This window comes from Streptomyces sp. NPDC018029, from assembly GCF_044327655.1.
In the GTDB taxonomy this organism is placed as follows: Bacteria; Actinomycetota; Actinomycetes; order Streptomycetales; family Streptomycetaceae; genus Streptomyces.
Window position 1 is genome coordinate 137,648 of the sequence record NZ_JBIRFV010000002.1, and the last position, 26,475, is coordinate 164,122.

At 71.4% G+C, this 26,475-nt stretch carries 22 protein-coding genes; 9 read left to right on the plus strand and 13 right to left on the minus strand.

All coding sequences use genetic code 11. From position 1 onward, the window contains the following. Positions 1–152 precede the first annotated feature (152 nt). The gene (locus ACH4D5_RS05055) at positions 153–2,504 is read left to right on the plus strand and encodes an ATP-binding cassette domain-containing protein (protein WP_398298722.1); all 2,352 of its coding nucleotides are present in this window, start codon (positions 153–155) and stop codon (positions 2,502–2,504) included. 55 nt (positions 2,505–2,559) lie between these two features. Here ACH4D5_RS05055 and ACH4D5_RS05060 read toward each other — a convergent pair whose 3' ends face one another. From ACH4D5_RS05060 to ACH4D5_RS05075, 4 genes are all read right to left on the minus strand, one after another. Continuing rightward, positions 2,560–4,074 (minus strand): acyl-CoA synthetase, encoded by a 1,515-nt coding sequence (locus ACH4D5_RS05060; RefSeq protein WP_398298724.1) that lies wholly within the window; start codon positions 4,072–4,074, stop codon positions 2,560–2,562. A gap of 91 nt (positions 4,075–4,165) precedes the next feature. Further along, complete coding sequence (locus tag ACH4D5_RS05065; protein ID WP_398298725.1) at positions 4,166–4,912, minus strand: succinate dehydrogenase/fumarate reductase iron-sulfur subunit; 747 nt, start codon at positions 4,910–4,912, stop codon at positions 4,166–4,168. Continuing rightward, on the minus strand, positions 4,909–6,867 hold the full coding sequence (locus tag ACH4D5_RS05070; protein ID WP_398298727.1) for a fumarate reductase/succinate dehydrogenase flavoprotein subunit: 1,959 nt from the start codon (positions 6,865–6,867) through the stop codon (positions 4,909–4,911). Before ACH4D5_RS05070 ends, ACH4D5_RS05065 begins: the two co-directional genes overlap by 4 nt. Positions 6,868–6,870: 3 nt before the next feature. Further along, positions 6,871–7,578 carry a succinate dehydrogenase gene (locus ACH4D5_RS05075; protein WP_398298729.1) on the minus strand — a complete coding sequence of 236 codons (708 nt, stop codon included), beginning with the start codon at positions 7,576–7,578 and terminating at the stop codon, positions 6,871–6,873. A 95-nt stretch (positions 7,579–7,673) separates the two neighbouring features. On the opposite strand from ACH4D5_RS05075, the gene ACH4D5_RS05080 reads away from it, so the two are divergent. Continuing rightward, positions 7,674–8,549: a LysR family transcriptional regulator gene (locus tag ACH4D5_RS05080; RefSeq protein ID WP_398298731.1), complete on the plus strand. Its 876-nt coding sequence runs from the start codon at positions 7,674–7,676 to the stop codon at positions 8,547–8,549. Positions 8,550–8,556: 7 nt separating this feature from the next. On the opposite strand, the gene ACH4D5_RS05085 is transcribed toward ACH4D5_RS05080, so the two are convergent. From ACH4D5_RS05085 to ACH4D5_RS05100, 4 genes are all read right to left on the minus strand, one after another. Then, positions 8,557–9,315: a VOC family protein gene (locus ACH4D5_RS05085; RefSeq protein WP_398298733.1), complete on the minus strand. Its 759-nt coding sequence runs from the start codon at positions 9,313–9,315 to the stop codon at positions 8,557–8,559. A gap of 3 nt (positions 9,316–9,318) precedes the next feature. Continuing rightward, positions 9,319–11,466 carry a putative bifunctional diguanylate cyclase/phosphodiesterase gene (locus ACH4D5_RS05090; protein ID WP_398298735.1) on the minus strand — a complete coding sequence of 716 codons (2,148 nt, stop codon included), beginning with the start codon at positions 11,464–11,466 and terminating at the stop codon, positions 9,319–9,321. After that, positions 11,463–12,275, minus strand: coding sequence for an SAM-dependent methyltransferase (locus ACH4D5_RS05095; RefSeq protein ID WP_398298737.1), 813 nt, complete (start codon positions 12,273–12,275; stop codon positions 11,463–11,465). Before ACH4D5_RS05095 ends, ACH4D5_RS05090 begins: the two co-directional genes overlap by 4 nt. A gap of 215 nt (positions 12,276–12,490) precedes the next feature. After that, entirely contained in the window at positions 12,491–13,465 is a 975-nt protein-coding gene (locus ACH4D5_RS05100) for an SCO0930 family lipoprotein (protein ID WP_398298738.1), read from the minus strand. A 278-nt stretch (positions 13,466–13,743) separates the two neighbouring features. On the opposite strand from ACH4D5_RS05100, the gene ACH4D5_RS05105 reads away from it, so the two are divergent. Together ACH4D5_RS05105 and ACH4D5_RS05110 are read left to right on the plus strand one after the other, a co-directional pair. Beyond that, complete coding sequence (locus ACH4D5_RS05105; RefSeq protein WP_398298740.1) at positions 13,744–14,286, plus strand: hypothetical protein; 543 nt, start codon at positions 13,744–13,746, stop codon at positions 14,284–14,286. Between the two features lie 15 nt (positions 14,287–14,301). Then, a complete protein-coding gene (locus ACH4D5_RS05110) occupies positions 14,302–15,066 on the plus strand; it encodes a hypothetical protein (RefSeq protein ID WP_398298742.1) in 765 nt (254 codons plus the stop codon). Between the two features lie 39 nt (positions 15,067–15,105). Here ACH4D5_RS05110 and ACH4D5_RS05115 read toward each other — a convergent pair whose 3' ends face one another. Beyond that, complete coding sequence (locus ACH4D5_RS05115; protein WP_398298744.1) at positions 15,106–15,882, minus strand: polyprenol monophosphomannose synthase; 777 nt, start codon at positions 15,880–15,882, stop codon at positions 15,106–15,108. A 204-nt stretch (positions 15,883–16,086) separates the two neighbouring features. Here ACH4D5_RS05115 and ACH4D5_RS05120 point away from each other — a divergent pair, with 204 nt between their 5' ends. Together ACH4D5_RS05120 and ACH4D5_RS05125 are read left to right on the plus strand one after the other, a co-directional pair. Further along, positions 16,087–16,299, plus strand: a complete 213-nt coding sequence (locus ACH4D5_RS05120) for a hypothetical protein (RefSeq protein WP_398298746.1) — start codon at positions 16,087–16,089, stop codon at positions 16,297–16,299. 270 nt (positions 16,300–16,569) lie between these two features. Next, complete coding sequence (locus ACH4D5_RS05125) at positions 16,570–17,121, plus strand: hypothetical protein (protein ID WP_398298748.1); 552 nt, start codon at positions 16,570–16,572, stop codon at positions 17,119–17,121. Between the two features lie 127 nt (positions 17,122–17,248). Here ACH4D5_RS05125 and ACH4D5_RS05130 read toward each other — a convergent pair whose 3' ends face one another. Further along, on the minus strand, positions 17,249–17,743 hold the full coding sequence (locus ACH4D5_RS05130; protein ID WP_398299949.1) for a hypothetical protein: 495 nt from the start codon (positions 17,741–17,743) through the stop codon (positions 17,249–17,251). Between the two features lie 348 nt (positions 17,744–18,091). On the opposite strand from ACH4D5_RS05130, the gene ACH4D5_RS05135 reads away from it, so the two are divergent. Continuing rightward, positions 18,092–18,781 carry a class F sortase gene (locus ACH4D5_RS05135; protein WP_398298750.1) on the plus strand — a complete coding sequence of 230 codons (690 nt, stop codon included), beginning with the start codon at positions 18,092–18,094 and terminating at the stop codon, positions 18,779–18,781. 37 nt (positions 18,782–18,818) lie between these two features. Here ACH4D5_RS05135 and ACH4D5_RS05140 read toward each other — a convergent pair whose 3' ends face one another. Both ACH4D5_RS05140 and lysX read right to left on the minus strand, forming a co-directional pair. Then, positions 18,819–19,664 carry a polysaccharide deacetylase family protein gene (locus ACH4D5_RS05140; protein ID WP_398298752.1) on the minus strand — a complete coding sequence of 282 codons (846 nt, stop codon included), beginning with the start codon at positions 19,662–19,664 and terminating at the stop codon, positions 18,819–18,821. A gap of 71 nt (positions 19,665–19,735) precedes the next feature. Next, positions 19,736–23,020, minus strand: coding sequence for a bifunctional lysylphosphatidylglycerol synthetase/lysine--tRNA ligase LysX (lysX, locus tag ACH4D5_RS05145; protein ID WP_398298754.1), 3,285 nt, complete (start codon positions 23,018–23,020; stop codon positions 19,736–19,738). Between the two features lie 108 nt (positions 23,021–23,128). On the opposite strand from lysX, the gene ACH4D5_RS05150 reads away from it, so the two are divergent. Together ACH4D5_RS05150 and ACH4D5_RS05155 are read left to right on the plus strand one after the other, a co-directional pair. Then, positions 23,129–23,590: a universal stress protein gene (locus ACH4D5_RS05150; protein WP_362989340.1), complete on the plus strand. Its 462-nt coding sequence runs from the start codon at positions 23,129–23,131 to the stop codon at positions 23,588–23,590. 135 nt (positions 23,591–23,725) lie between these two features. Then, entirely contained in the window at positions 23,726–25,156 is a 1,431-nt protein-coding gene (locus ACH4D5_RS05155) for an amino acid permease (RefSeq protein ID WP_398298756.1), read from the plus strand. 7 nt (positions 25,157–25,163) lie between these two features. Here the strand turns inward: ACH4D5_RS05155 and ACH4D5_RS05160 are convergent, their stop codons facing one another. After that, positions 25,164–26,387 carry a CapA family protein gene (locus ACH4D5_RS05160; protein WP_398298758.1) on the minus strand — a complete coding sequence of 408 codons (1,224 nt, stop codon included), beginning with the start codon at positions 26,385–26,387 and terminating at the stop codon, positions 25,164–25,166. Positions 26,388–26,475 lie beyond the last annotated feature (88 nt).

Below are 26,475 nucleotides of genomic sequence, written 5' to 3' on the forward strand. Positions count from 1 at the left end.
CTTTCCAGAAGGCGCCCGGATCGGCTGCCGAAGCCGCCTTACCACAATTCCGACCCCTATTGCGACACCCCTATTCACCCCTACCGGCTCGCGCGGCCACCCGAGGCCTAGAATTGTGGGGTTTGCCCCCGAGCCGCGTACGGAGTCCCACCATGCACAGCCCCCACGATCCGTTCGTACGCGTCCGGGGTGCCCGGGAGCACAACCTCCAGGGCGTCGACGTGGACATCCCGCGCGACGTCCTCGCGGTCTTCACAGGCGTCTCGGGTTCGGGGAAGTCCTCGCTCGCGTTCGGCACGATCTACGCCGAGGCCCAGCGGCGCTACTTCGAGTCCGTCGCGCCGTACGCCAGGCGGCTGATCCACCAGGTGGGCGCCCCGAAGGTCGGCGAAATCACCGGGCTGCCGCCGGCCGTCTCGCTCCAGCAGCGCCGCTCGGCGCCGACCTCCCGCTCCTCCGTCGGCACGGTCACCACGCTCTCCAACTCCCTGCGGATGCTCTTCTCGCGCGCGGGCCGCTACCCGGAGGGCGCCGAGCGGCTCGACTCGGACGCCTTCTCGCCCAACACCACGGCCGGCGCGTGCCCCGAGTGCCACGGCCTGGGCCGCGTCCACAGGACCACCGAGGAGCTGCTGGTCCCCGACCCCTCGCTGTCCATCCGCGAGGGCGCCATCGCCGCCTGGCCCGGCGCCTGGCAGGGCAAGAACCTGCGGGACGTCCTCGACGCCCTCGGCCACGACGTGGACCGTCCCTGGCGCGAGCTGCCGCAGGAGGACCGCGACTGGATCCTGTTCACGGACGAGCAGCCGGTCGTGACGGTCCACCCGGTGCGGGAGGCCGGCCGGATCCACCGCCCCTACCAGGGCACCTACATGAGCGCCCGGCGCTATGTCCTGAAGACCTTCGCGGACTCCAAGAGCCAGACGCTGCGCGCCAGGGCCGAGCGGTTCCTGGCGAGCGCGCCGTGCCCGGCGTGCGGCGGGAGCAGGCTGCGGCCGGAGGCGATGGCGGTGACGTTCGCGGGCCGTACGATCGCCGAGCTCGCCGCGCTGCCGCTCTCCGAGCTCGCCGACGTCCTCGCGGGCGCGGCCGGCTCGTCGGAGACGGCGCGCGTCCTGACCGATGACCTGCTGGCCCGCATCGCGACCGTCACCGAGCTCGGCCTCGGCTACCTCAGCCCGGACCGCGCCGCGCCCACCCTGTCGGCGGGCGAACTGCAGCGCCTGCGCCTCGCGACCCAGCTGCGCTCGGGGCTCTTCGGTGTGGTGTACGTCCTGGACGAGCCGTCGGCGGGACTCCATCCGGCGGACACGGAGGCCCTGTTGACGGTCCTCGACCGGCTCAAGGAGGCCGGCAACTCCGTCTTCGTCGTCGAGCACCACCTCGATGTCATGCGGCACGCGGACTGGCTCGTCGACGTCGGCCCGCAGGCGGGCGAGCACGGCGGGCGGATCCTGCACAGCGGCCCGGTGGCGGAGCTCGCGGGCGTCCGGGAGTCGGCGACGGCCCGCTTCCTCTTCGACGAGTCACCCGTCCCCGTACGCGAAGTGCGCGCTCCGCAGGGCTGGTTGAAGGTCGGCCCGGTCACCCGGCACAACCTGCGCGAGGTGACGGCGGAGATCCCGCTCGGCGCGTTCACGGCGGTCACCGGCGTGTCGGGCTCGGGCAAGTCCACGCTCGTCGGCGAGATCACCGAGGAACTGCCGGGCGTCGGCAGGCTGGTCCGCGTCGACCAGAAGCCGATCGGGCGCACCCCACGCTCCAACCTCGCCACCTACACCGGTCTCTTCGACGTCGTCCGCAAGGTCTTCGCGGCCACGGAGGCGGCGAAGGAGCGCGGTTACGGCGTGGGCCGGTTCTCCTTCAACGTGGCGGGCGGGCGGTGCGAAACCTGCCAGGGCGAGGGGTTCGTCAGCGTCGAGCTGCTCTTCCTGCCGAGCACGTACGCGCCGTGCCCCGACTGCGCGGGCGCCCGGTACAACCCCGAGACGCTCGAAGTGACGTATCGGGGCAGGAACATCGCGGAGGTCCTCGACCTGACCGTGGAGTCCGCAGCGGAGTTCTTCGCCGACACCCCGCCCGTCGTACGCAGCCTGCGCACGCTCCTCGACGTCGGCCTCGGCTACCTGCGGCTCGGCCAGCCGGCCACGGAACTGTCCGGCGGCGAGGCCCAACGCATCAAGCTGGCGGGCGAGTTGCAGCGCGTCCGGCGGGGCCACACGCTCTACCTCCTGGACGAGCCCACGACGGGCCTGCACCCGGCCGACGCCGAACTCCTCACGCACCGCCTGCACGAGCTGGTCGACGCGGGCAACTCCGTGGTCGTCGTCGAGCACGACATGGCGATGGTGGCGGTCGCGGACCACGTGATCGACCTGGGCCCGGGCGGCGGCGACCGGGGCGGCCGGATCGTGGCGACGGGCACCCCGGCGGAGGTCTCCCGCGCGGAGAACAGTCGCACGGCGCCGTACCTGGCCCGTGCGCTGGGCACGCCGGGCGGATGACCGGCGGCACGGCACCGGCGGCGCGGGCCCGGCCCATCACCCGTTCCGACACGCGTCACCCGTTCCGATAAGCGTCGCGCAGCCGCGACTTCGCCAGCTTGCCCGTGGGTGTGCGCGGCAGGGACGCGGTGAAGTCGACGCTGCGGGGAGCCTTGTAGTGCGCGAGGCGGTCCCGGGCGAAGGCGATGAGTTCGCGCTCCAGCCCGGGTCCGGGCTCGACGCCCGGCTCGACCTGGACGACCGCCTTGACCGCCTCGCCCATCTCCGGGTCGGGCACCCCGACGACCGCGACGTCGGCGACGGCCGGGTGCAGCACGAGGACGTCCTCGGCCTCCTGCGGGTAGACGTTCACACCACCCGAGATGATCATGAAGGCCTTGCGGTCGGTGAGGAAGAGGTAGCCGTCCTCATCGACGTGGCCGATGTCGCCGGTGGTCGTCCAGTTCGGGTGCTCGGGGTGCTGGGCCTCGCGGGTGCGGGTCTCGTCCTTGTGGTAGCGGAAGGACGGTTCGTCGCGCTCGAAGTAGACCGTCCCGGTCTCGCCGGGTGGCAGGACGCGCCCCTCCTCGTCGCAGATCCGCAGGGTTCCGAGGAACCCGTCCCGGCCGACGGATCCGGGCTTGCGCAGCCACTCCTGCGGGGAGATGAAGGTGATGCCGTTGCCCTCCGTCGACGAGTAGTACTCGTACAGGACGGGCCCCCACCACTCCATCATCCGCCGTTTGACCTCGATGGGGCAGGGCGCGGCGGCGTGGATGGCGACCTTCATCGACGACAGGTCGTACCGCTCGCGCACCTCGGCGGGGAGCTTCAGCATGCGCACGAACATGGTCGGCACCCACTGACTGTGCGTCACCCGGTGCCGCTGCACGGCCGCGAGGGCCGCCTCGGCGTCGAAGGACTCCATCAGGACGACGGTGCCGCCGAGTGCGGTCACCACACCGCAGAAGCGCAGGGGTGCCGCGTGGTAGATCGGCGCGGGGCAGAGGTAGACGGTGTCCTCGCCGAAGCCGTACATCGCCTGGAAGACGACGGTGTACGTCGTGGGCCCGTCCCGCACGTCCCCTTCGGGGAGGGCCGGCTCGATGCCCTTCGGCCGTCCTGTGGTGCCGGAGGAGTAGAGCATGTCGGTGCCGAGCGGCTGCCGCTCGGGCGGCACGGCGGAAGCGGCCTCCAGCGCCTTGTCGTACGACCCGTCGTCGAGCCCGAGCACGAGCTGCGGCCCGCCCGCCAACTCCGTTACCCGCGCGCCCAGTTCGGCGAGCAATCCGGCGACGATCAGCGCGCCCGCCCCGCAGTCACGCACGATGTAGGCGGCCTCCTCCGCCGTCAAGTGATGGTTGACGGCGGTGAGATAGAGCCCGGAGCGCATGGCTGCCCAGTAGACCTCCATGGCGCGCGGGTCGTTGTCGCAGAGCAGGGCGAGGTGGTCGCCCCGGCGCAGACCCGCGGCCCGCAGATGGTCCGCGAGCCGCAGGGAGCGTTCTTCGAGTTGTCCATAGGTGAGGGTCCGTGTGCCGTCGGCGCTGACGACGGCCGTCCTCGCGGGGTCGTACGCTCCGGGATACATGGGGCGCAAGGTACGCGCCCCTCAGGGGCGCGGGGAACTGCGCGACCGGCCACATCGGACCCGCGGATCCCACCCGGCCCCACCGCCGGAGCTACCGGCTCACCTTCCGGGTGGCCCGCAGCCACTCCTTGTTCATCGCGGCGATGGACGGCAGCGGAATGCCCTTCGGGCAGGCGGTCGCGCACTCGCCGGTCAGCGTGCAGCCGCCGAACCCCTCCGCGTCCATCTGCGCGACCATGTCGAGGACCCGGGTCTCCCGCTCGGGCGCACCCTGCGGAAGCACGTTGAGGTGGTTGACCTTGGCCGAGGTGAAGAGCATGGCCGACCCGTTGGGGCAGGCCGCGACGCACGCCCCACAGCCGATGCACTCGGCGTGCTCGAAGGCGAAGTCCGCGTCCGGCTTCGGCACCGGGGCCGCGTGCGCCTCGGGCGCGGAGCCGGTCGGGGCGCTGATGTAGCCGCCGGACTGAATGATGCGGTCGAAGGCGGAGCGGTCCACCACCAGGTCCTTGACGACCGGGAACGCGGCGGCGCGCCACGGCTCGATGTCGATCGTGTCGCCGTCCTTGAAGGACCGCATGTGGAGCTGGCAGGTGGTGGTGCGCTCGGGCCCGTGCGCGTCGCCGTTGATGACGAGCGAGCAGGCGCCGCAGATGCCCTCGCGGCAGTCGTGGTCGAAGGCGACGGGGTCCTCGCCCTTGACGATGAGCTCTTCGTTGAGGGTGTCGAGCATCTCCAGGAAGGACATGTCCGAGGAGATGCCGTCCACCTCGTAGGTGGACATCGCGCCGTCGGCGTCGGCGTTCTTCTGGCGCCAGACGCGCAGGGTGAGCTTCATGCGTAGCTCCGCTGAGTGGGGTGGACGTACTCGAAGACGAGGTCTTCTTTGTGAAGGACGGGGGCCTCGCCGGTGGCGGTGAACTCCCAGGCGGCGGCGTAGGAGAACTCCTCGTCGCGGCGGGCGGCCTCGCCGTCGGGCGTCTGGGACTCCTCGCGGAAGTGGCCGCCGCAGGACTCGGCGCGGTGCAGGGCGTCGAGGCACATCAGCTCGGCGAGTTCGAGGTAGTCGACGATGCGGTTGGCCTTCTCCAGGGACTGGTTGAACTCCTCACCGGTGCCGGGCACCTTGATGCGGCGCCAGAACTCCTCACGGATCTGCGGGATGCGCTCCAGGGCCTTGCGCAGCCCCGCCTCCGTACGGGCCATGCCGCAGAACTCCCACATGACTTCGCCCAGTTCGCGGTGGAAGGAGTCGGGGGTGCGGTCGCCGTCGACGGAGAGGAGGAGGTTCAGCCGGTCCTCGGTCTCGGCGAGTACCTCCTGGACCACGGGGTGCTCGTCGCTCACCTCGTCCTTGTGCGGGTTGCGCGCGAGGTAGTCGTTGATGGTGGACGGCAGGACGAAGTAGCCGTCGGCGAGGCCCTGCATGAGGGCGCTCGCGCCGAGCCGGTTGGCGCCGTGGTCGGAGAAGTTGGCCTCGCCCACCGCGAAGAGGCCGGGGACGGTGGTCTGGAGGTCGTAGTCGACCCACAGGCCGCCCATCGTGTAGTGCACGGCGGGGTAGATCCGCATCGGCACCTCGTACGGGTTCTCCGCGGTGATCCGCTCGTACATGTCGAAGAGGTTGCCGTACTTCTCCTCGACCTTCTTCTTGCCCATGCGCCGGATGGCGTCGGCGAAGTCGAGGTAGACGCCCTGCCCGCCGGGCCCGACGCCGCGCCCCTCGTCGCAGACGTTCTTCGCCGCGCGGGAGGCGATGTCGCGGGGCACGAGGTTGCCGAAGGAGGGGTAGATGCGCTCCAGGTAGTAGTCGCGCTCATCCTCGGGGATCTCGTTCGGCGGCCGCTGGTCGCCGCGTGCCTTCGGCACCCAGATGCGGCCGTCGTTGCGCAGCGACTCGCTCATCAGCGTGAGCTTGGACTGGTGGTCGCCGGTGCGCGGGATACAGGTGGGGTGGATCTGGGTGAAGCAGGGGTTGGCGAAATAGGCGCCGCGCCGGTGGGCCCGCCAGACGGCGGTGGCGTTGGAGTTCATGGCGTTCGTCGACAGGTAGAAGACGTTGCCGTAGCCACCGGATGCGAGGACGACGGCGTCGGCGAAGTACGTGTCGATCTTCCCGGTGATCAGGTCGCGGGCGACGATGCCGCGCGCCCGCCCGTCGACGACGATGACGTCGAGCATTTCCGTACGCGGATGCATCTCCACGTTCCCCGCGGCGATCTGCCGGCTGAGCGCCTGGTAGGCGCCGAGGAGCAGCTGCTGCCCCGTCTGGCCGCGGGCGTAGAAGGTGCGGGACACCTGGACGCCGCCGAAGGAGCGGGTGTCGAGGAGCCCGCCGTACTCACGGGCGAACGGCACGCCCTGCGCGACGCACTGGTCGATGATCTCGACGGAGATCTGCGCGAGGCGGTGCACGTTGGACTCGCGGGCGCGGAAGTCGCCGCCCTTGACGGTGTCGTAGAAGAGGCGGTGGATGGAGTCGCCGTCGTTGCGGTAGTTCTTCGCGGCGTTGATGCCGCCCTGTGCGGCGATCGAGTGGGCGCGGCGCGGGGAGTCCTGGTAGCAGAACTGGACGACGTGGTAGCCCTGTTCGGCGAGAGTGGCTCCGGCGGAGCCGCCGGCCAGGCCGGTGCCGACGACGATCACGGTCTGCTTGCGGCGGTTGGCCGGGTTGACCAGCTTCGCCTCGAAGCGGCGGGTGTCCCAGCGCTCGGCGATCGGCCCGCTGGGGGCCTTGGTGTCGACGAGCGGCTCTCCCGTCGTGTACGCGGAGTACTCACTGGAGTGGTTCATGGGTCAGCTCACCAGTCCGGTCATGACGGCGACGGGTACGGAGACGAAGCCCACGGTCAGCACCACGGCGAGGCCGTTGGCCAGGGGCTTCAGGACGCGGTCACGGGTCGCGGTGCCCACGCCCAGGGTCTGTGCGGCGCTCCACAGTCCGTGCCGCACGTGGAAGCCGACGGCGACCACGGCGACGATGTAGATGACGTTGCCGTACCAGGTGGAGAAGGTGTCGATGATGTTCTGGTACGGGTGCAGGTGCTGGTAGTTCCCCGGGTGCACGGTGCCGGTCGTCAGGTCGAGGATGTGCCAGACGATGAAAAGGGCGAGGATGATGCCGCCCCAGCGCATGGTGCGGGTCGCGAAGCTCGCCTCGCGCCTCTTGTGCACGTACTGGGTGGGGCGCGCCCTGATGTCGCGGCGGCTCAGCTGGTACGCGGCGGTGGCGTGCGCGACGACGGCGACGACGAGCACCACGCGGAGCAGCCAGAGCGTCCACTCGTAGTGCATGAAGGGCTCGCCGATCGTGCGGAGCCAGTGCGCGTAGTGGTTGATCTCCGCCGGGCCGAAGAAGATCTTCAGGTTCCCGATCATGTGCAGGAACAGGTAGAGCAGCATGATCAGGCCGCTCACCGCCATCACCGTCTTCTTGCCGATGGTGGAGTCCCACAGCGTGCGGGTCATGGACGGTCGTTTGTCCGTCCGCGTTGCCAGAGCCATGTCGGAGACGCTACGGCCGAAAGTCCTCATCGGTCCAAGAGATGGTTCGGCTCATCTCCATAGCCTCTGCCTATCGACCGCCGTATCCTGCGGATATGCAATTCCAGCAGCTGCACTACTTCGTCGCGGTCGCCGAGACCCGGCACTTCACGCGGGCCGCGGAGGCGGTGCATGTCTCGCAGCCGTCGCTCTCGCAGCAGATCCGGGCGCTGGAGAAGGAGCTGGGCGCGGAGCTCTTCAGCCGGGCCCGGGGCAACATCACCCTCACCGACGCGGGCGAGGCGCTGCTGCCGCTGGCCCGCCGGATCCTCGCCGACGCGGACACCGCCCGGATCGAGGTGCAGGAGCTGGCGCAGCTGCGCCGCGGCCGCATCCGCCTCGGTGCCACGCCGAGCGTGTGCACGGGTCTGCTGCCGGACGTGCTCCGCGCCTTCCACGACCGCCACCCCGGCATCCAGCTCCTCATCGAGGAGGGCGGCTCCCACGATCTCGTACGCGAACTGGCACGCGGCGCCCTCGACCTGGCCCTTGTGGTGCTGCCGCTGCCGTCGCCGTCACCCGCCCTGACGACCGTGGAGCTGCTCCGCGAGGACCTGGTCGTGGTGTCATCGCCGGACTGGCGGGGCCTCGGCGGTGCGGTCCGGATCGCGGATCTGCAGGGCGAGCGCCTCGTGATGTTCCGGCACGGCTACGACCTGCGGGAGCTCACCGTCACCGCCTGCCGCGCCGCGGGGTTCGAGCCCGAGTTCGCGGTGGAGGGCGGCGAGATGGACGCGGTGCTCGGCTTCGTGCGGGCCGGGCTCGGGGTGGCGGTCGTCCCGCGCATGGTCGCGGAGCGCTCCGGACCCGACCTGCGGATGACGCCCCTGGCCAGCCCGAGCCTGCACCGCACGATCGCGCTCGCCCACCGCAGCGACGTGGCACCGCCGCGGGCGGCGCGGGAACTCCAGCGGATGCTGCTGGCCCGCTGAGGGGGCCTTATCGTGCCTCTTTCCGGGGCGTCAGTGTGCCCGTCAGCGGGTCACGGCCCGTCAAGCAGTACGCGCCGCCCGCCGGGTCCCGCATCACGAGCCAGTGCGCGCCACGCGACACGAAGGCCGCCCCGTGGCTCTCGTGCCGGGCGCGCACCGCGTCCGGGTCCGAACAGGCCAGGTCGAGGTGGGCCCCGGTGCGCCCGTCCGGGCCGAGACGCTGCAACAGGAGCCGGACCGGGAGGTCCGGAGGCGACTGCACGACATGGAACTCGGAGCGGCTGCCCGCCACGGACTCCCACCCGGTGAACGCCGCCCAGAAGGCGACTTCCCTCTCGTACGCCTCCGGCGTCACGTCCAGGCACACCTGGTCCAGGCGGCTGGTGGCGCCGCCGGGCACCTCCACCGGCGCCGGTCGGGCCGTCTCCCCCGCCCAGGGCACGACGCAGAACAGCTGCCCGCCCGGCGAGCGCAGGACTTCGAGGCCCTCCTCCGCGTGCACCGGGGCGGCGCCGAGGCCGCGGGCCTCCCGCGCCGTCGCGGCGACGTCGTCCACCGCGAGGTCGAGGTGTGCGCCGGCGGGCCCCGCCACGGCCTGCGCCTTCACGCACGCGTCGGCGGGGGCGCGCGGCAGCAGCGTCGCGAACTCGGCGTCGGCGCCCCGGAGTTCCGACAGGCGCGTGCCGGTGACCGCGGTCCAGAAGGCGCAGGCCCGGGCGAAGCGGTCGCGGGGCCGGTCGATGAAGGCGTACGTCCAGCGGATCACGGGTCAGCCCGTCGCGTCGGCGAGGGCCAGCTCGTGCAGCCGGTCGGGCGGGCCCGGGCGGGCGTAGTACCAGCCCTGCGCCGTGTCGCAGCCGAGCTCCCGCAGCTGGTCCGCCTGCGCGCCCGTCTCGACGCCCTCGACGGTGACCGCGAGGTCGAGGCTGTGCGCGAGCGCGACGATCCCCTCGACGATCTTCAGGTCGACGGGGTCGGCGGGGAAGTGCTGCATGCCCTGGGTGAACGAGCGGTCCAGCTTGAGCACGCTCACCGGCAGACGGCGCAGGTTGGCGAGGTTGGAGTAGCCCGTGCCGAAGTCGTCGAGCGCGATGTCCACGCCCATCTCGGCGAGCCTGCGCAGCGGCTTGAGCAGGTCGTCGTCGGCCCCTATCAGGGCGGACTCGGTGACCTCCAGGCAGAGCGCGCCCGGCTCCAGGCCCTCGCGCTCCAGGATGTCGACCGTGTCGGAGACCAGGCCGGGGTGGGTCAGCTGCATGGGTGAGAGGTTCACGTTGACGCGCAGTGGCCCGGCGGCGGCCGCCCCGTCGAGGGTGCGCGCCTCCCACAGGCGGGCTTGGCGCACGGACTCCGCGAGGACCCAGCGGCCGAGCGGCACGATCAGGCCGGTGTGCTCGGCGAGCGGGATGAAGCGGTCCGGGCCGATGACGCCGTGCTGCGGGTGCAGCCAGCGCACCAGCGCCTCGGCGCCGCGCACGCTGCCGTCGGCGAGGTGCACGAGCGGCTGGTACTCGATGAAGAACTCGCCGCGCTCCAGGGCGGCGGGCAGCGCGGTGGTCAGGCCGTGCCGGGTGATGGCACGCGCGTCGGCCTCGGGGTCGGCGAGTTCGTAGCGGTTGCCGCCCGCGGACTTGGCGCGGTACATCGTGATGTCGGCGCTGCGCAGGACCTCCGCGGCGCCGCGCTCGCCCGCGGGGCCCTCCACGATGCCGATGCTGCCGCGCACGGTCAGCTCGCGGCCGTCGACGCGGATGGGTGCGGCGAGCGCGTTCATGATGCGTCCGGCGAGCTCGTCCACCTCGGTCTCGGTGTCCGGTCCCGTGGTGAGCGCCACGAACTCGTCGCCGCCGAGCCTGGCCACCATCTCGCCGGGAGCGGTCGCGCAGGACTGCAGCCGGTCGGCGACCTCGACGAGCAGCCGGTCGCCTGCCGCGTGCCCGAGGCTGTCGTTGACGGTCTTGAAGCCGTCCAGGTCGAGGTAGCAGAGCCCGAAGCGGGCGTCCGCACCCGCCGCGAGGGCCTTCTCCAGACGCTCGAAGAACAGGGTGCGGTTGGGCAGGCCGGTGAGCGCGTCGTGCGTCGCCTCGTACCGCAGGCGGAGGTTGAGCAGGCGGCGCTCGGTGGTGTCCTCCATCAGCGCCAGCTGGTACTGCGGGGCGCCGTCCGCGTCGCGCAGCAGCGACACGGTCAGGTTCGTCCACAGGACCGTGCCGTCGGGGCGGTAGAAGGCCTTCTCCACGCGGTAGTGCTCGCGCTCGCCGCGCACGAGCTCCTCGTACAGCTTCCAGACGTGCGGCGAGTCGTCGGGGTGGGTCCACTCCCCCACGTTGCGTCCCCGGAGCTGGTGCTCCAGGCCGCCGAACATGCGGATCAGCGCGTCGTTGACCTCGAGGATCCGGCCTTCGAGGTCCGCGATCCCGATGCCGATCGCGGCGCCGTGGAAGACGGCGCGGAAGCGTGCCTCGCTGGCGTGCAGGGCCTCGGCGACGGCGCTGCGCGCGCTCAGGGCGGCGCGGGAGATCGCTTCCTGCTCGGCGAGGGTGCGTTCCCGCAGCGCCTGGGCGAAGCCCGCGGCCATGGCGTGCTGGATGCGCGCGGAGCGGGCCCGCAGCGCTTCCTGGGGTCCTTCGCCGCCGCAGTAGAGGACCAGATAGGCGTCGACGCAGTCGAGGGTGCGGCTGAGGGCCTCGGGGTCGGTGCAGTGCGTGCCGATGAGCGCGGCGCCGACGGCCTGGCTCTTCGCCGCGTCGAAGACCCGCTCCTGGAGCGCGTCGTTCAACCGCCTGGCCAGCGGCACTAGTTGCTGCTCGAACTCGGGACGGGTCAGCGAGGTGGCTGTCACGGGGAAGATCGCACGGCTCCAGATGGTGGCGAACCTGCGGAGTCTGCCCTCGGGTCCGTCCTGCTCGCCGCTCAACGCTTCCGTCCCACGCCCGCGAATCCCGAGAAGGAGTACGGGTCCTCCTCCTCGGGCGCGGTGTCGGGCCGCCAGTGCGGCATCGGCACCAGGCCGGGTTCCACCATGTCGTATCCCTCGAAGAACCGCGCGATCTGGTCGCGCGAGCGCATGATCAGTGGATTGCGGATGTTCTTGTATACACCGACCGTCCGGCCGGCTTGCTCGGGGGGAACGGGGATCCCTTCGTACGAGGCGTGACTGAGGATGACGAGGCTGCCGGGCGCAGTCGCGTCCCGCAGCTCGGCGACCGCCGCGCAAGGATCGTACGCGTCCTCGACGAAGTGCAGGACGGCGACGAGGAGGAGCGCCACCGGGCGGTCCAGGTCGAGGACCGAGGAGAGCTCCGAACTGCCCAGAATGTCCCGGGGCTTGCGCAGGTCGCCGGCGAGGGCCGCGGTCCGCTCGGTGCCTTCGAGCACGCTGCGGCTGTGCGCGACGGCGACCGGGTCGTGGTCCACGTACACGACGCGCGCCTCGGGGCTGGCCTCCTGCGCCACCTCGTGGACGTTGCCGAACGTCGGGATGCCGGAGCCGATGTCGAGGAACTGGGTGACGCCCTCGGCGACGGCGTGGCGCACCGCGCGCCGCATGAAGGCGCGGTTGGCCTGCATGATCTTCGGGAGGCCCGGCATGTGCTCCATGGCCTCGCGGGCCGCCTCCCTGTCCACCTCGAAGTTGTGCGAACCGCCCAGGTAGTAGTCGTAGATGCGGGACACGCTGGGCATCGAGATGTCGATGCCCGGCGGTGCCCAGGCGGGACGCTCCATCAAGACTCCAAGGCGTAGGGGGTGGAACGGGCGATCCGGTGTTCGAGGGTGAGGCTACTGATCGTCCGCCAAGGGAGCGAGTCAAACCGGAAATTGGTCGTCCGTTCTCGGTCACTGCCTTTGGCAAGTGCCTTATCCCACACGAAGGACCGGCCCGCCCCCTCCCTGTGATATGGGAGGGGACGGGCCGGTCTGTCCGATTGCCGCGCGGGCCGCTAGGGAGCGCCCACCGCTTTCCCCGAGGGGCTCGCGGCGTACCAAGTGCCGCCCACGCCTTGGCCGTTGGTGTCCCCGGGCTTCTTGTCGCCGGCGAAGGTGTACAGCGGCCAGCAGTCGATCGTCTGCTGCTTCTTGCCGTCGGGCCGGTCGAAGACGGTAAAGCCTTTCTTGAGGATCCCTCGAGTGGCGCTCTTGTCCACGGGCTCCACGACGGGCCACTTGTCGAGGCAGGCGCCGGTGCAGGCCGACTTCATCGGCCAGGCGGAGTCCTTCGTGAAGCGGTAGACGGTCATGCCGTTCTTGTCGACGACGATCTCGCCGAGCCTCGGGTCCTTGCGGGTGGACAGGCCCGCGGGATCGACGGGGGCGGTGTCGGCCGCCGGTGCGGCCTTCTTGCCGTCGGGGGCGGCCGCGAACCAAGTGCCGCCGACTCCCTGCCCCTTGGCGTCGCCCGGCCGGGTGTCCTTCGCGTACCGGTACATCGGCCAGCCGTCGATGGTGAGCTGCTTGGTGCCGTCGGCGGCGGTGACCTCGCCGAGCAGGGACGCGTCGACTCCCGGCGGGGCCTTGGAGCCGTCGGCCGCGACGACGGGCCACGCCTTCAGACAGGCCGCGTCGCAGTTCGACTTGGGCGGCTGGGCGGTGTCCTTGTCGAAGCGGTAGAGGGTGAAGCCCGCGCTGTCGGTGACGACCTTGCCGAGCTTCTTGCTGTCCCACACGGCGAGTTGGCCCGCGGACTTCGCCTTGGCGCCCGCGCCCTTGTCGGCGGCGCCGGAGTCCTCCCCGTAACCGTCGCCCGCGCCGTAGCCGTCGCTCTTCGCGGGTGCCTCGTTGCCCACGTTCTGCCCGTTCGGAGACTGGTCGCCCTTCTCCTGACCGCACGCCGTCGTCAGCGCCAGCAGGGCCGCGGCTGTCGCTACGAGCGAGGCGTTCCGCCTGGCCCGGGGGGAACCCCCACTTGGATGCAGCATCCTTGACTCCCAGTGTCAGCACAGGTGTTGTGGCGCCCGGTTGCGTCACACATGGCCCTAGGTACGGGCCGGGACGGCCGTCGCGTTCAACCCCGCCGCAAGATTCTTTGTGCGCCGGGGAGCGGCGGAGCCGGGGACGCCCGCGGTCGAACCCCTGTCGGGGGCGGGTCCTTCCTTCGGGTCATTCATGGGCTTCGCGGGCGTGCCGAGGGCGTACGCGGCTCATGCTCCCCGTCGTGCACGGAACTCCACGAGCCTTGTCGCCCCTAGTCGCACGCGTGTTGACGCTCGTCGCGCTGGCGTTGCTGCTCGCCGCGTCGACGGCCGCCGGCTCCGCCTCCGCCGACAACTGCGGGTACGCGTCGATCAATCAGAACGGTGGCGCTTCGGGCGGCGACAACGTGGCCGTCTCGGGCGACGGCGACTGCTGGGCCGGGCCCACACACCCCCCGAAGCCACCGCCGCCGCCACCGCCTCCCCCGCCAGCGCCGCCGCCCCCGCCTCCGAAGCCGCCCGCCCCGGAGCCGCCCCCGCCGCCCGCTCCGGCACCACCGCCCGAGCCCTCCGCGCGGCCCGCGGCACCGCCGCCCCCGCCACCCCCGTCCGCCGCCCCAGCACCCGACCCGAAGCCCGAACCCAAACCCAAGCCCAAGCCCTCCGCCCGCCCTCCGAAGCCGAAGCCCCCCGCGCCCGTGAAATATCCGGAGTACCAGGCCCCGCCCCGCAAGCAGCCGCCCCGCCACGGCCCGTCCCTCGTCTCGCTCACCCTGCTCATCACGGCGCCCGCGGTGCTCGCCGTCGCCGCGCTCCGCCCGCGCTGACCGTCGGAGGTTTCCATGTCGGAATGGCTTGTTCTCACCCTCGCGATGGTGGCCGCTTGCGGTGTTGTGCTCATCGTGACTCTGCTGCGCCACCGCAGGACCGGCGCGGACTACGACGCGTCCGAGACCCCGGACGTCATCGAGTACATGACGATGATGATCGGTGTCGTGTACGCCATCGTCCTCGGTCTGGCCATCGCGGGAGTCTGGGAGGCGCGCGGTGCTGCCCAGGAACACGTACGCCTCGAGGCCCAGGCGCTGCACGAGGTCTCGGAGCGGGCGCGGATCTATCCCGAGGAGGTCCGGGACCGTATCCGCGGCGATGTCCACACTTATGTCAGCCATGTCGTCACCACCGAGTGGGACAGCATGAGGTCCAAGAACGAACTCACCGACCGCGGCGCGGAGCTGCTGGCCCGCATCCGGCACGACGTGACGGACTACGAGCCGAAGTCGGACTTCGAGGCGCAGGCCTATCAGCCGCTGGTCGACTCGGTGGCGGCCGCGGACGACGCCCGCAGTGCCCGCGCGGACAGCGTCGGCGCGACCATGCCCGCGGTGGTCTGGTTCGGCCTGATCACCGGAGGTCTGGTCACCATCGGCATGCTCTTCGCCCTGCAGATCCGCCGTACCCCACGCGAACTGGTCCTCGCCGGACTCTTCTCCGCCCTGTTCGCCTTCCTGCTCTTCCTCATCTGGGACTTCGACGCGCCCTACAGCCGTGGCGTCGCCGCGACGGCGGAACCGTTCCGTGCGCTGTTCCCGGATCTCGGCGGCTGACGGGTCCCGCCCCTCGACGCGGGGAGTCAGGCCTGCCCGTCAGCTCCCCGCGCCCCGGCGGCCGAACCGCAGCTTCCACGGGGTGATCGCCGACTCCGCCTGCACCCGCAGGCTGAGCTTCGACTCGCCGCTGGCCCGCTCCTCGAAGGTGATCGGCACCTCGACGATGCGCAGACCGCGGCGGATGGCCCGGTAGTTCGTCTCGACCTGGAAGGAGTAGCCGTTGCTCCGCACCGACGGCAGGTCGATCGCTGCCAGCGCGGTGGCCCGCCACGCCTTGAAGCCCGCCGTGGCGTCCTTGACGCCGAGCCGCAGGACGGCGTTGACGTAGAAGTTCGCCCAGGCGGACAGCGCCTTGCGGTGCCAGGCCCACTCGGTGGCGAGCGCGCCGCCCGCCACGTACCGCGAACCCAGCACGACGGCCAGGTCGTCGCCGCCCGCGAGCAGGGTGCGCACCATGAGCGGGAGCGCCCGCGCGGGGTGCGAGAGGTCGGCGTCCATCTGGACGACCACGTCGGCGCCGTCGGCGAGGGCGCGGGTCATGCCGGCCACATAGGCACGGCCGAGGCCGTCCTTCTCGGTGCGGTGCAGGACCGTGACCGTTCCGGCCGACTCCGCCGCTATCCCGTCGGCGACGTCGCCGGTGCCGTCGGGCGAATTGTCGTCGACCACGAGAACGTGCAGGTTCGGCAGCTCCAGCTCCTTGAGCAGCCCGACGAGGCGGGGCAGATTCTCCCGTTCGTCGTACGTGGGGACGACCACCACGACCTTCGGGGAGGCCGCGTCAGCAGCCCGGGACGCCTGTTCCACGATCATTCCCCCGTGCGATTCTCCGTGCGGTCGGCACCACAGTACGACAGGGATCTTGAAAGTACGCCAACATCCGGGCGTGGGAGGCCTGTTGGGGCATGGGAACGGCCCGTTCGCGCGTGCCCGGCCGGTGCGCGGGGTGACGCGAACCGACGCGCGTTGGCCGTGAACCGCGCTGCGCCGCGCCTCCGCACGGCGCACTCTGGTGCCATGGCCTGGCAGTCACCGATCGTCGTCCATCCGCCCGCCGCCGACGGCGGACGGCGGGTCACCGTGCGCGGACGGGAGGTCGGTGTCGCACACAGCGACCACGAGCTGACCGAGCTGCTGCGGCACGCGGGGCTCGGCGAGGCCGACATGGCGCTCGACGACCCGCACCTCGTCGAGTGGCGGGGCGGACCGCACGTGTGGAAGAAGTCATGAAGTCGTCGTCGGCGGCGAGGACGTGAACCCGCCGTCCTCGCCGAGGACGTGAAACCGACATCCTCGGCGAGGAGGCGAATCCACCATCCGCCGGGACGTGAAGCCGCCACGCCGCCCCCGTCCCCCGACCGGCCCACACCATTGCCCCGTTCGCGCGACACGGATCGCGCGGACCTGGGCCACTATCTAGCGTTTCGGGCATCGAGGTGCATTTCAGGCATCAGCGGAAGAAGGTCCGCAACTGCTCCTCGTGGACCCGGAGGATTGATCATGCGCGCGATACGCGTCGCTTCGGCCGCCCTGCTCACCGCTTCCGCCCTCACCCTCACCGCCCCGACCGCGTCCGCGTCCGCCCCCAGGGGCGAGGAGAACGTGACCGCGTTCGGCTTCAGCATCACCCCCAAGACGGTCGCCGCCGGCGGGCAGGTCACCCTCAACGTCGACGGCTGCGACGGCGAGACCAAGGTCACCTCCGGCGTCTTCGACGACACGACCATCCCCAAGGGGCAGAAGTCCGCCACCGCCCACGTGTTCTGGGACGCGAAGCCCGGCGCGATGTACGAGGTGACGTTCACCTGCAACGGCAGCAACCCCGGCAGCGACAAGACCGACCTCACCATCGCCACCGGCCGCCCCGACGGCAACACCCGCCCTGACGGCAACACGCACCACAACCCGAACAAGGGCGTCAAGGCCGGCGTCGGCGGCAGCCTGGGCGGACTCGACCTGCACGAGATCGCCCTCGGCGGCGCCCTGATCCTGGGCACCCTGGGTGCCGCGTACTACAAGACGCGCCGCCGCACCGGCGAGGGCAACTCCTGACCCGCCCGCCGCGGCGCTTCGCCCCCGGGCGTCTCCAGGTCCCGGGGGCGAAGGGCGGTCACCTGCCGTGCGAGCAGGGTGTACGCCGGGCACGGGGCGGAAGGGGTCGCGCCGGCCCGGCGGAGACTCAGATCTTGTTCTCGGAGCGGCGGCGCATCCAGAAGACGCCGCCGCCGACGAGCGCCGCCGTGACCAGGGCACCGCCGATGGCCATGTCGGTGCCGGTGGCCCCGGAGTTCGTGCTGCCGCCGAAGCCGCCGCGCACGCCGCCGTGGATGACGGTGAACGCCGCGGGGCGGGTCAGGGTCTTGCCGCCGCAGTGAGCGGTGATGTCGTACGCGCCGGGGTGGGCGTGCGAGTGGACGACCGCGGTGGCGCTCGCCGTGGTGCCGCCCGCGATGCTGTGCAGCTTGGCGTCCGAGAAGGCGTGCGAGGTGATCTTGCTGCCGGGCGACTGGCAGGAGGATCCGTCGACGGTCACCGTCAGGTGGCCGCCTCTCGGGATCACGCTGGGCATCGCCACGATGTTGGTCGGGTCGGCCCACGCGGACGCGGTCGGGGCGGCGAGCCCGAGGGCCCCGACGGCCGCGGCGGCGACCGCGACGGCACGAGTGGTCCGCATACGAGAAGTACGCATGGCAATCCTCCGCGGAAGGCGCCCCGGGGATACCGTCCCCGGTCGATCGGCGAGAGCGCCTCCCAGACTGACCCTCAGATGCCGAGGTCAGGCCCGCATTTCGGCGCTCGGCCGTCCTGGTGAGACGACACGCCGGGGCGCGTCCGCGCAACCCGGCATCACCGCAGGTCACGGACCGTCAGAAATTTCCTGCCCGGGGCGACTCGGATGGCGCACCCGGGACCCGGAGCCACCCGTTCGCTCCCGCCCTTTCGCACGCCGCGTGCCCCGCGCTTAGCGTTTTGGTACGCGCTACGGACGCGGCACGTCTGCCGCGTCGAGAGGGGATAGAGAATGCCTTCGCCCCAGCCGGCCGACGATTTCGAATCCCAGGATCTCCAGGGTTTTCAGGAGGACGAAAAGCAGCGGAAGCGCGCCCCGTGGGGCGTGATGGCGCTTGTCCTGCTGACCGGTCTCGCGCTGATCCGCAACGGCTCGGGGGAATTCGACGTGGGCCCGCCGCAGCCCGCGTCCGCCGCTGCCGCGGACCGCGCTCCCGAGTCGGGCGACGGCGCTCCCGCGCCCCTGACGTTCTCGCCCGCGGAGCGCATCCGCATCAAGGGCATCCAGGTGGACGCGCCGATCATGCAGGTGGGGCTGGACTCCGAGGGCTGGGTTGACGCGCCGCCGCCGGGCGACCCGAATCTCGCCGGCTGGTTCACGGGCGCCGTGTCGCCGGGTGAGACGGGCACCGCCGTGGTGGTCGGCCATGTGGACAACCAGCAGGGCCCCGCCGTCTTCTACGGCCTCGGTTCGCTGAAGAAGGGACAGCGCGTCGAGGTCGAGCGCAGGGACAAGAAGACGGCCACTTTCGAGATCTACGGCGTCGAAGTGTTCGACAAGGACAATTTCCCGGGCGAGCGGGTCTACGGAAACAGCGGAACTCCGGAATTGCGCGTCATCACCTGCGGCGGCGGTTTCTCGAAGCACGCGGGATACGACGGAAATGTCGTGGTGTTCGCCCGCCTGGTCGCCGGGAGCTGACGCGGGACCGGGCCGGGCCGGTGTACCGGTCCGCGGTTCAGACCAGGTGGGGGTGGGGCAGCGTGATGCGGTACCCGGAGTCCAGGAGTTCCGGAAGGTAGCTGCGCAGCGCCTCGACGCTGCCCGAGCGGTCGCCCCCCGCGTCGTGCGAGAGCACCACGACGCCCGGCCCCGCGCCCGCGCGGACGCGTCGCACGATGGTCCGCGCGCCGGGTTCGGTCCAGTCGAGGGTGTCGACCGTCCAGGCCAGCGGCTCCATGCCGAGTTGGGCGCCCAGCTGGAAGGCGTTGCGGTTCCACGCGCCGTAGGGGGCCCGGAACCACTCCGGGGGCGTACCGGTCACGTCCTCGATGACATCGCAGGTGCGCTCGATCTCCTCGCGCATCGTGGCCCTGCCGAGGCGGGGCAGCAGCGGGTGGCTCCAGGTGTGGTTGCCGATCACATGCCCGTCGTCGGCCATCTCGCGCAGCAGGTCCGGGCTCTCTGCGGCCATTTCGCCGCACACGAAGAACATCGCGCGGACGTCGTGCCGGCGCAGGGTCCGCAGGATGCCCGGGGTGTAGCGGGGGTCGGGCCCGTCGTCGAACGTGAGCACCATCGACCGGTCGCGGCCCGGCATGCGCAGGATCGGCGCCTTGCGCACGTGGGACAGGGCCCTCGTGTGGCGCTGCGGGCCGCTTCCCGCGATGGGCCGCAGCCGGTACGCGGAGGGCTTGAGGGCGCGCGCGGCCTGCGGGCCCCCGGCGGGCGCCCGCCCGGTGGCGGTGGGTCCGGGCGTGGCCGGTCCTTCCGTGCCCGCGCAGCCCGCGGCCGTGGCGAGCCCGAGGACCGCGGCGGCGCGGAGCAGCACCCGACGCCCTGGCGACAGCTGATCGTCTTTCATGACTAATCCGTCGCATGGGCGACAGCCCACCCGGAACATCAACACCCGCGGCGGGCCCCGAAAGCACCCGATCAGACGCGGCGGACGAGGGGGAAGGGGAGGGTCTCGCGGATGGTCAGGCCGGTGAGGAACATGACGAGCCGGTCGACGCCGATGCCGAGGCCGCCGGTGGGCGGCATCGCGTACTCCAGGGCGTCGAGGAAGTCCTCGTCGAGCTCCATGGCCTCGGGGTCTCCCCCGGCGGCGCGCAGTGACTGCGCGGTGAGGCGGCGGCGCTGCTCCACGGGGTCGGTCAACTCGGAGTAGGCGGTGCCCAGTTCGGTGCCGAAGGCGACGAGGTCCCAGCGTTCGGCCAGGCGCGGGTCGGTGCGGTGCTGGCGGGTGAGCGGGGAGACGTCGGTCGGGAAGTCCTTGTAGAAGGTGGGCAGCTCCGTCCTCTCCTCGACGAGCCGCTCGTACATTTCGAGGACGACGTCGCCGCGGCCGTCGTCCGCCGTGTACGGGACGGCGGCCCGGTCGCAGAGCCGGTGCAGGGTCTCCGTCGGGGTGTCCGCGTCGATCTCCTCGCCGAGCGCCTCCGAGATCGCGCCGTAGACGGTCCTGACCGGCCAGGGTCCGGAGATGTCGTGCTCGACGCCGTCCTTGTACGCCACGGGTCTGCCGAAGGCGGCGGTCGCGGCGCCCTGGATGAGTTCGCGGGTGAGGTCGAGCATCACGTCGTAGTCGGCGAAGGCCTGGTAGGCCTCCAGCATCGTGAACTCGGGGTTGTGTTTGTAGGAGACGCCTTCGTTGCGGAAGGTGCGGCCCATCTCGAAGACCTTCTCCATGCCGCCGACGCAGAGCCGCTTCAGATACAGCTCGGGGGCGATGCGCAGGTGGAGGTCGAGGTCGTAGGCGTTGATGTGAGTGGTGAAGGGACGGGCGTTGGCGCCGCCGTGGATCTGCTGGAGCATCGGCGTCTCGACCTCCAGGTAGCCGCGGTCGAGGAGGCCCTGGCGCAGGGCCTGGACGGCGGTGGAGCGGGCCCGGACCACGTCGCGTGCGCCGGGGCTCGCGATGAGGTCGAGGTAGCGGCGGCGCACCTTGGCCTCGGGGTCGGTCAGGCCCCGGCGTTTGTCGGGCAGCGGGCGCAGGCACTTGCCGGTGAGCCGCCAGTCGGTGACGAAGACGGTGAGCTCGCCCCGGTCGCTGGTGCCGACCGTGCCGGTGGCGGTGATGTGGTCGCCGATGTCGGTGCCGGTGGTGAAGCGGTGCAGGGTCCCGGGGCCCGAGGCGGCGCGGGTGAAGGCGAGCTGGCGGTCGCCGGACCAGTCGCGCAGGACGGCGAAGACGACGCCGCCGAAGTCGCGTACGAGCATGACGCGACCGGCGACGGTGACCTGATCGCCCGTCATGCCGGGGTGGATGCGGGCGAGTTCGTGGGTGCGTGGGGGCAGGCCGACCGGATAGGGGTCGATGCCCGCGGAGCGCAGCCGGTCGAGTTTGCGGTGGCGGATGCGGATCTGTTCCGGGAGCTTCGACGTGGGGTCGGCGTCGGCGGTGTCGTCCCGGCCCGCGAGGCCGAGTGCGGCGATGGAGGGGAGGCCCTCGGTGGTGGCGGGCCGGTTGACGCCGCGGGGCTTGTGGCCGTTGCCCCACAGCTTGCGCAGGGACGGCACGGAGACGAAGCCCTCGGCGATGCCGGAGGCGAGGCTGATGCGGGCGAGGGCGCCGCTGTCGCCGTAGCAGATGAAGCGCGGGTACCACTCGGGGTGGTACTTGGCGTTCGAGCGGTAGAGCGCTTCGAGCTGCCACCACTTGGAGAAGAACAGGAGCAGTCTGCGCCACAGCCGCAGCACCGGGCCCGCGCCGATCCGGCCGCCCTCCTCGAAGACCGAGCGGAACACCGCGAAGTTCAGGGAGATGCGGCGCACGCCGGACCTGGGCGCCGCCGCGCACAGTTCGGCGACCATGAACTCCATGACGCCGTTGGGTGCGGTGCGGTCGCGGCGCATCAAGTCCAGGGAGATGCCGTCCCTGCCCCACGGGACGAGGGAGAGCAGCGCGAGGAGCCTGCCGTCGGCGTCCAGGGCCTCGACGAGGAGGCAGTCGCCGTCCTCGGGGTCGCCGAGCCGGTCGAGGGCCATGGAGAAGCCGCGCTCGGTCTCGGTGTCCCGCCAGGCGTCGGCCTTGTCGACGATCTCCTCCATCTCCTCGTCGGTGAGCATGGAGTGGCGGCGGATGCGGGCGGTGGCGCCGGTGCGGCGGACGCGGTTCACGGCCTGGCGGGTGACGCGCATGTCGCGGCCGTCCAGGTCGAAGTCGGCGACGTGCAGGATCGCCTCGTCGCCGAGTTGCAGCGCGCCGAGCCCGGCGCGGGCGTACGCGGTCGCGCCGTCCTCGGAGGCGCCCATCACCGCGGGGGCCCAGGCGTACCGCCGGGCCACGTCCAGCCAGGCGGCGATGGCGTGCGGCCAGGCCTCGCGGTCGCCGACGGGGTCGCCGCTGGCCAGGCAGACGCCGGCCTCGACGCGGTAGGTGACGGCGGCCTTGCCGCTGGGTGAGAAGACGACGGCCTTGTCGCGCCGGGTGGCGAAGTAGCCGAGCGAGTCCTGGTCGCCGTAGGCGCCGAGGAGGGCGCGGATGCGGGGTTCCTCGTCGCCGTGCAGGGCCGCTTCCATGCGCTGGGAGCGGAAGAGGGTGGCGGCGGCGTTGAGCAGGGCGAGGGCGCCGAACAGGCCCAGCCAGAAGTAGAGGGTGCGCGACGGGGTGCCGTCGAAGTAGTCGTGGCCGTGGATCAGCCCGCCGCAGACCCGGTTCGCCGCCCAGAGCAGTCGCTCGCCGCGCACCAGCGTGCCGGGGAACAGTTCCACCAGGCCCCAGCCGACCAGGATCGCCAGGCCGAGGCCCGCGACGAGCACCGCGAGGGCCCGCCGCACGGCGCCGCGCCGGGAGTCCGCGGAGAACTCCTTGCGGGCCAGGATCAGCAGGACGAAGGCGGCGCCGCAGACGACGAAGGAGGGCAGGGACTCGGCCCAGTAACCGAGGGCCGCGCCGAGCACGTCGAAGGCGAGGAGCAGACCCAGATAGGTGACGATGAGCCACCAGGTGACCTTCTTGCGGGCGGCGGTGGCGGCGGCGAGCAGGAAGAGGAAGACGGCGTACGCGAGGTTCGCGCTGACCGGGACCGTGACGAGGTCCAGGAAGCGGATGACGGGCATCAGGAGGCGGCGCAGCGGCGCGATGACGGCGAGGACCGCGCAGAAGACACCGAGGGCTCCGAAGAAGGCGGCGAACCCTTCGGGGACGCGGCCGAGGAAGCCGTCTCGGGAGCGTATCCGCCCGCCGGACGCGGGTGCCTCCGTGCTGACCGTCATGGGCACGACTCTAGGAAGAGGTGCGCCGGGGCGCGCGCCGAGAGCGGCGGGACGGGGCACGGCCGCCCGGAACACGGGCGGTACGACTGCCTCCGCTAACCTCTCGGCGTGAGTGCAGACCAGTCCCAGCAGTTCGAACGCGGCACCGACGGGCCCAAGGTGATCGTGGTCGGAGTCGATGGTTCCGATTCATCGCTCCGCGCGGCGGCATATGCCGGCGGCCTGGCCCGGCGGCAGCGGGCGCTGCTCGCCGTCGTGTACATCCAGCCGGTGCTCGCCGCGGGCGCCGCGTTCGGTGTGCCGGTCGCCGAGACCACCGACGAGATCGCCGAGGGACTGATCGCGGAGATCCGGGCCGCGACGGAGCGGGTGAAGGACATATTCGACGTCCGGTGGGAGTTCCACACGTTCCGCGGCGACCCCTACACCGGCCTGGTCACCGCAGCGGACGACCTGAAGGCCGACGCCGTCGTGGTCGGCGCCTCCGAGCAGGCGGGCCACCGCATCGTCGGTTCGGTCGCCGTCCGCCTCGTGAAGGCCGGCCGGTGGCCGGTGACCGTGGTGCCGTGACCCGCGCGCGCACCTGAATGGCCCCCGCCGTGACGCCCCGGCGGACGCCCGGGGTGTGGCGTCTTCCGTCGCGCCCCGGGCTGGGCCATCATGATCCGCCATCAGCCGACTGCCGTCTGCGAAGAGGTGGAGATCATGTCGGGACTCCGGATGGGACAGGGCGTGCTGCGCCGCAAGCCCATCGAGCACATCGACGAGACGGAGACGGGGGCGGGCGGCGGGCTCGCGAAGACCCTCGGACTCTGGCAGCTCACCGCGATCGGTGTCGGCGGCATCATCGGTGCCGGCATCTTCAGCCTCGCCGGCGCCGTGGCGAACGGCACGGCGGGCCCCGCGGTGCTGATCTCCTTCCTGATCGCGGGGGTCGCGAGCGCGGCCGCCGCCTTCTCGTACGCCGAGTTCGCGGGCATGATCCCGAAGGCCGGGTCGGCGTACACCTACGGCTATGTGGTGCTCGGCGAGCTGACCGGCTGGTTCATCGGCTGGGACCTGCTGCTGGAGTACACCGCCATCGTCGCGGTCGTCGCGATCGGCATCTCCGGCTACTTCGGCTTCCTGGTCGAGGAGCTGGGGGCCGAGCTGCCGAGCTGGATGATGGGTGCGCCGGGCACCGGCGACGGGCACAAGGTCGACCTCTTCGCCGCGGTGCTGTGCCTGTTCATCGCGTATCTGCTGACACTCGGCATCAAGAACGCCGCGCGCTTCGAGATGATCGTGGTCGTGCTGAAGGTGATCGTGGTGCTCGTCGTGATCGCCGTCGGCTTCTTCCACATCGAGACCGGCAACTACGAGCCGTTCTTCCCGTACGGGATCAGCGGCGCGTTCACGGGCGCGGCGACCGTCTTCTTCGCGGTCTTCGGTTACGACGCGATGAGTACGGCCGCGGAGGAGTCCAAGGACGCGCAGCGGCACATGCCGAAGGCGATCCTCTACTCCCTCGCCATCTCGATGGTGCTGTACGTGCTCGCCTGCCTGGTCCTGACGGGCATGCAGAGCTACAAGGACGTCGACCCGGAGAGCGGCTTCTCCACGGCGTTCAAGTCGGTGGGGCTCGGCGGTCTCGCGGACGTCATCGCGGTGGGCGCGATCATCGGCATCCTCACGGTGATGTTCACGTTCATGCTGGGCTGCACCCGGGTGTGGTTCAGCATGTCGCGCGACGGCCTCCTTCCCAAGTGGTTCGCCAAGACGCACCCGACCCGGCACGTGCCGACGCGCGTGACCTGGATCGTGGGGATCGCGTCGGCCGCCATCGCCGGGTTCCTGCCGATCGGCGAGGCGGCCGAACTGACCAACATCGGCATCCTGTTGGCGTTCGTCGTGGTGTGCGTCGCGGTGATCGTGCTGCGCTACAAGCGCCCTGATCTGCCGCGCACCTTCCGCTGCCCGGGGATGCCGGTGGTACCCGCGATCGGCGTGATCTTCTCCATCTGGCTGATCACGTTCCTGCAGTGGCAGACCTGGGCGCGGTTCGCCGTGTGGTTCGCGCTCGGCCTCGTCGTGTACTTCGGGTACTCCTACCGGAAGTCGGAGCTGGCGAAGGCGGAGCGCGGCACCGGGGCGTGACGCGGGTCTACTTGCCCATGACGAGGCCGTGCTTGCCCGCGCCGCGGCTCAGGACGACACGGCGGATGCGGTCGCGTACGTCGCGTACGTCGGCGCCGCGGTCCAGCGCCCGGTTGAGGTTGACGACGCGCATGTCGTCCGGGTCGAACCACATCGGCAGGAACTCGGCCTTCGTCACCTGCCAGCGGGCGCCGGGACGCGCGGGCGGAGCGAAGGTGAAGCGGCCGATGGTGCCCTGGTTGCCGCGCGGGTCGTCGTCGCCCTCGTGGTTGACCATCTCGCCGGCGATCTGGTCACCCATGCCGTAGATCACCCAGGTGCCGTTCACCTTCTCGTAGGCCTGCGGGACGTGGGCGTGCGTGCCGAGGATGAGGTCGATGTCCGGGCGCCCGCCCGTCCGCGACGCCGTGAGCTGCTTGCCGAGCCGCAGCTGCTGCCGGTCAGGCTCGTCCTGCCACTCCGTTCCCCAGTGCAGGCTGACGACCACGACATCGGCGCCCGCCTTCCGGGCCCGCCGGGCATCCGCGACGATCTTGGCGCGGTCGATGAGGTCGACCGACCAGGGCTTGCCCTTGGGAAGCGGATAGCCGTTCGTGCCGTAGGTGTACGCGAGCTGCGCGACCTTGGCGTCACCCGCGCGGAGCCACGCCGGCTTCTTGTCCTCGGCGGCCGAGCGGGCCGAACCCACGTGCTTGACGCCCGCCTTGTCGAGCGCGTCGAGGGTGCGGCGCACCCCTGCCGCGCCGTCGTCGAGGGTGTGATTGGAGGCGGTGGAGCACGAGTCGTACCCGGTGGTCTTGAGGGCGCGGGCCACCTGGGGCGGCGACTTGAAGGCGGGGTAGCCGCTGTAGTCGCCGTCCGCTCCGTAGACGGTCTCCATGTGGCAGATCGCCAGATCGGCCTTGCGGATGACGGGCTTGGCACCCGCGAGCATCGGCGCGAAGTCGTAGCCGTCGCCGTCCGCGTCGGCGCGGGCCTTGCGGATGACCGAGGCGTGCGGCAGGACGTCTCCGGAGGCGGCGAGCGTGAAGCCGCGCCGGTCGGCCGCGGCCATCCCGGCCGGGGAGTGGGCCGGGGCCGGGGCCGAGGAGCACGCTGTCGTGCCCGCGGCGCCCGCGATCAGGAGGGCCGCAGCGGCGGCTGTCGCGGGGCGCGGGCGCAGGGCCCGCGGTCCGTTTCTCGAGGTGACGGTGGTTCGTGTGTGCCGTGTGGTCCGTGCGTGCTGCTTCATGCTCGGGCTCCGTCGGTGGGGGCGATATCCAGCCAGACGAATCCACATACGGAATTATCGGATAATCAAGCAGCAAGGCCGCTGTAGT

Bases quoted from the DNA above. Each gene is read 5' to 3' on its own strand.
- ACH4D5_RS05055 (WP_398298722.1), top strand. From the start codon at position 153: ATGCACAGCCCCCACGATCCGTTCGTACGCGTCCGGGGTGCCCGGGAG.
- ACH4D5_RS05060 (WP_398298724.1), bottom strand. From the start codon at position 4,074: ATGTATCCCGGAGCGTACGACCCCGCGAGGACGGCCGTCGTCAGCGCC.
- ACH4D5_RS05065 (WP_398298725.1), bottom strand. From the start codon at position 4,912: ATGAAGCTCACCCTGCGCGTCTGGCGCCAGAAGAACGCCGACGCCGAC.
- ACH4D5_RS05070 (WP_398298727.1), bottom strand. From the start codon at position 6,867: ATGAACCACTCCAGTGAGTACTCCGCGTACACGACGGGAGAGCCGCTC.
- ACH4D5_RS05075 (WP_398298729.1), bottom strand. From the start codon at position 7,578: ATGGCTCTGGCAACGCGGACGGACAAACGACCGTCCATGACCCGCACG.
- ACH4D5_RS05080 (WP_398298731.1), top strand. From the start codon at position 7,674: ATGCAATTCCAGCAGCTGCACTACTTCGTCGCGGTCGCCGAGACCCGG.
- ACH4D5_RS05095 (WP_398298737.1), bottom strand. From the start codon at position 12,275: ATGGAGCGTCCCGCCTGGGCACCGCCGGGCATCGACATCTCGATGCCC.
- ACH4D5_RS05100 (WP_398298738.1), bottom strand. From the start codon at position 13,465: ATGCTGCATCCAAGTGGGGGTTCCCCCCGGGCCAGGCGGAACGCCTCG.
- ACH4D5_RS05110 (WP_398298742.1), top strand. From the start codon at position 14,302: ATGTCGGAATGGCTTGTTCTCACCCTCGCGATGGTGGCCGCTTGCGGT.
- ACH4D5_RS05115 (WP_398298744.1), bottom strand. From the start codon at position 15,882: ATGATCGTGGAACAGGCGTCCCGGGCTGCTGACGCGGCCTCCCCGAAG.
- ACH4D5_RS05120 (WP_398298746.1), top strand. From the start codon at position 16,087: ATGGCCTGGCAGTCACCGATCGTCGTCCATCCGCCCGCCGCCGACGGC.
- ACH4D5_RS05125 (WP_398298748.1), top strand. From the start codon at position 16,570: ATGCGCGCGATACGCGTCGCTTCGGCCGCCCTGCTCACCGCTTCCGCC.
- ACH4D5_RS05130 (WP_398299949.1), bottom strand. From the start codon at position 17,743: ATGCGGACCACTCGTGCCGTCGCGGTCGCCGCCGCGGCCGTCGGGGCC.
- ACH4D5_RS05135 (WP_398298750.1), top strand. From the start codon at position 18,092: ATGCCTTCGCCCCAGCCGGCCGACGATTTCGAATCCCAGGATCTCCAG.
- ACH4D5_RS05140 (WP_398298752.1), bottom strand. From the start codon at position 19,664: ATGAAAGACGATCAGCTGTCGCCAGGGCGTCGGGTGCTGCTCCGCGCC.
- lysX (WP_398298754.1), bottom strand. From the start codon at position 23,020: ATGACGGTCAGCACGGAGGCACCCGCGTCCGGCGGGCGGATACGCTCC.
- ACH4D5_RS05155 (WP_398298756.1), top strand. From the start codon at position 23,726: ATGTCGGGACTCCGGATGGGACAGGGCGTGCTGCGCCGCAAGCCCATC.
- ACH4D5_RS05160 (WP_398298758.1), bottom strand. From the start codon at position 26,387: ATGAAGCAGCACGCACGGACCACACGGCACACACGAACCACCGTCACC.